Consider the following 3,574-nt stretch of genomic DNA (forward strand, 5'->3'; position numbering starts at 1 on the left):
TCTAGTTTCTCAGAGACAGACTTTGGACTTCTTTTGGACATAATAAAACTCCCTTTATAGTTTCTAGTGAAAATTTTTGTTTTTTCACTGTCCACTATAAGGGGAGTATATCAGATAGAGCGAGGTTTTGGCTTAAAATGTTTCCAAAATCCTATCGATTTTGGACATTGCCTCATCATAGATAGCCTGAGCCTGACTTGGATCTGCTGATTGCCCTTCAATGAAGACCTGATGGATGTCTTCAAAACCAAGAAATTCAAAGATAGATTTGATGTATTGGGCTGCTGGATCCTGACCTGCATAGACACCACCATTAGACTGGATATGGAGAAGTTTTTTGTCCTTGACCAATCCGATGGAGCCTTCTGGTCCATACTTGAAGGTCAGGCCTGCAACGTTAATGGTATTAATCCATGACACTAATTGACTTGGCACATTGAGGTTCCAAAGGGGATTGACCACAACAATCTTATCTGCTGCAAGAAATTGTTGGGTCAAGGCATTGTAGCGGTCTAACTGCTCCGCTTGTTCAGGACTGATTTCTATACCTTTTTTTGCTGCTCCCATAGATTCTAACAAAGGCTTATCCAAGGCTGGAATCTGATCCTCAAAGACATCTACTATTTCAATCCTATCTTCCGGGTGCAAACTGGCGTACCGAGTTTGAAACTCTTCCAATGCCCGCAAGGCGTAGGACTTTTGTGCGTCGAGGGGGTGGGCCTTTACAATTAATACAGTTGCCATTGTTCATCTCCATTGTTACTAATTATTGATAAATATATTCTACTCTTTTTGATTTGAAATTCAAATCATTTGCTCGAAGCAAAAGGCTGGTCTCCCAGCCTCGTTTTTTTTAGATTATTCTATTATTTTAAATAGGTGTAGGCGATACAATCTAGGCTATCAACAGCTGTAAAACCAAGCGCTTCATAGAAAGACCGTGTTTTCTCTGTATTTTCTGTCAAGAGATGAAGCTGGTAAACTTCCGAAAAGTGGGTAATGGTCTGCTCCAAAAGATGACGACCAATTCCCTGACGCTGATAGGTTGGCAGGACCAAGATGTCCTGAATAAAAACGATTGAATGCCCGTCACCAACTGCTCGCAAGAGACCCACTAGACGGTCACCGTCAAAGGCCGCAAGAACAAACAGGCTATGTTCCAAGGCCTTCTGCAACATGGCAGGCCGGTTAGTATAATTTGTCCAACCAACTGAAGCATAGAGGTCAAGGACAGCTTGAACATCAAGTTGAGGGTCTTGTTTGTAAGTAATCATGATCTTCTCCTTTGTATTATTTTTTAGAATACAAAGGTTTTATCCATTGTCAAAATGCCCATGGTCTTACCTCCATTATTAGCTACTGTTAGTATAGCAGAAAATTAGGTATTATCAAAGGATTTTTATAGGAAATACAGACAATGCCGATAGGCATTCTAACAGCCTTACCTGCATAAAAAAACAAGAGAGGAAAATCCTCTCTTGTTCATGTTTACCAAAAACTAGTCTTCCTTCCTAGCTTTCACAACCATGCCGAGTGTAGCCATTAACAAGCTGATACCTGCCATCAAGGCAATATCTGAACTGCTATCACCTGTATTTGGTAATGTTCGTTGACTTGTTTTATCGGCTGTCACTGTATTTTGAGTTGGTGAAGCTGGCGCAGTAGGGGAAACTGGAGCCATAGGTTTCACTGGAGCACTTGGTTGGGTTGGAAGAGCTGGTGGTGTTGGTCGAGTAGGTTTTGGAACAATTGGTTCTTGCGGCTGAGGTACAGGCACATAGGTAATCGGAGTATCCGTTCCTGGATTTGACGGAACTGGCGGCAAGATATAGCCCTTGCTTGGATCACTTGGATCAACTGGGGTCAATGGGGTGACACTGTCTGGGCCAACTGGAATATGACCTGGAACATGTGGCAGAACTGGCAAATCAGTACCCGGTTTACTTGGATCCGTTGGGTCGTTCGGATACGGAATTGGCGGTACTGGGTCTACTCCTGTCGGAACACTTGGAACCCATGAACCGAGTTTGCCATAGACATAGACAACAGTTGTACCACTAGCAGAAATTGTTCCTGTTTGGTTGGCTGGCACTTCTACTAGATAGTAACCTGAAATCACCTTGCCGTTGGTTGTGTATGGATCACCAACCTTGCCTGTGATGGTTTCTGGTGGAAGAAGCTCACGACCATTCTCATCCACGTACTTGACTGTGACAGTTGCTTCTTTCGGTGCTTCAGGCACATAGGTAATCGGAGTATCAGTTCCTGGATTTGATGGAACTGGCGGCAAGATATAGCCCTTGCTTGGATCACTTGGATTAACTGGGGTCAATGGTGTGACACCGTCTGGTCCGACTGGAATATGACCTGGAACATGTGGCAGAACTGGCAAGTCTGTACCCGGTTTACTTGGATCCATTGGGTCGTTCGGATACGGAATTGGCGGTACTGGGTCTACTCCTGTCGGAACACTTGGAACCCATGAACCGAGTTTGCCATAGACATAGACAACGGTTGTACCACTAGCAGAAATTGTTCCTGTTTGGTTCGCTGGCACTTCTACTAGATAGTACCCTGAAATCACCTTGCCGCTGGTTGTGTATGGATCACCAACCTTGCCTGTGATGGTTTCTGGTGGAAGAATCTCACGACCATTCTCATCCACGTACTTGACTGTGACAGTTGCTTCTTTCGGTGCTTCAGGCACATAGGTAATCGGAGTATCTGTTCCTGGATTTGATGGAACTGGCGGCAAGACATAGCCCTTGCTTGGATCACTTGGATCGACTGGGGTCAATGGACTTACGCCGTCTGGTCCGACTGGAATATGACCTGGAACATGTGGCAAAACTGGCAAATCAGTACCCGGTTTACTTGGATCCGTTGGGTCGTTCGGATACGGAATTGGCGGTACTGGGTCTACTCCTGTCGGAACACTTGGAACCCATGAACCGAGTTTGCCATAGACATAGACAACGGTTGTACCACTAGCAGAAATTATTCCTGTTTGGTTCACTGGCACTTCTACTAGATAGTAACCTGAAATCACCTTGCCGCTGGTTGTGTATGGATCACCAATCTTACCTGTGATGGTTTCTGGTGGAAGAATCTCGAGACCATTCTCATCCACGTACTTGATTGTAACAGTTGCTTCTTTCGGAACATCCTTGACATAGGTAACGATAACTTCAGTGTCTGGAGCTGTAGCTGCTACATCCACTTCAGCTGCTACACTTGCCTTATCTGGTGTGTAGCCTGCAATTGCTGGTGTGTCTACTTTGTCGAAGTCATCATCAGTTGAGGTCCAGTCACCATAAGTCACTTCTTTAGTCACTAGGTTAACGGTCGCAGTACGTTTGTAGGTCAGCGTTTCAACGACATCTGGCTGAGCTTCTGAGCCATCTTCGTATTGGTACTTGATAACTCGTGTGACGGTTTGATTGAGGTCACTTTCTTTGACTCCATCTGGCCATTTTGGTCCGTCTGGCTTGCCTGGATCTACTGGTGTACCTGGATTCTTAGGATCTTCTGGGGTGACTGTAACAGTTTTAGCTTTCACAACAACAGTGAAGGA

At 44.9% G+C, this 3,574-nt stretch carries 3 protein-coding genes; all 3 read right to left on the bottom strand.

Annotated elements, in window-relative coordinates; genetic code table 11:
• Positions 1–132: 132 nt before the first annotated feature.
• Positions 133–744, bottom strand: coding sequence for an FMN-dependent NADH-azoreductase (locus C1E58_RS00375; RefSeq protein ID WP_105113893.1), 612 nt, complete (start codon positions 742–744; stop codon positions 133–135).
• Between the two features lie 122 nt (positions 745–866).
• Entirely contained in the window at positions 867–1,274 is a 408-nt protein-coding gene (locus C1E58_RS00380) for a GNAT family N-acetyltransferase (RefSeq protein ID WP_105113892.1), read from the bottom strand.
• 224 nt (positions 1,275–1,498) lie between these two features.
• The coding region (locus C1E58_RS00385) for a MucBP domain-containing protein (RefSeq protein ID WP_238142200.1) at positions 1,499–3,574 on the bottom strand (2,076 nt) is incomplete at its 5' end.

The sequence above is a fragment of the Streptococcus suis genome (assembly GCF_002964575.1).
Lineage (GTDB): Bacteria > Bacillota > Bacilli > Lactobacillales > Streptococcaceae > Streptococcus > Streptococcus suis_R.

Bases quoted from the DNA above. Each gene is read 5' to 3' on its own strand.
- C1E58_RS00380 (WP_105113892.1), bottom strand. From the start codon at position 1,274: ATGATTACTTACAAACAAGACCCTCAACTTGATGTTCAAGCTGTCCTT.
- C1E58_RS00375 (WP_105113893.1), bottom strand. From the start codon at position 744: ATGGCAACTGTATTAATTGTAAAGGCCCACCCCCTCGACGCACAAAAG.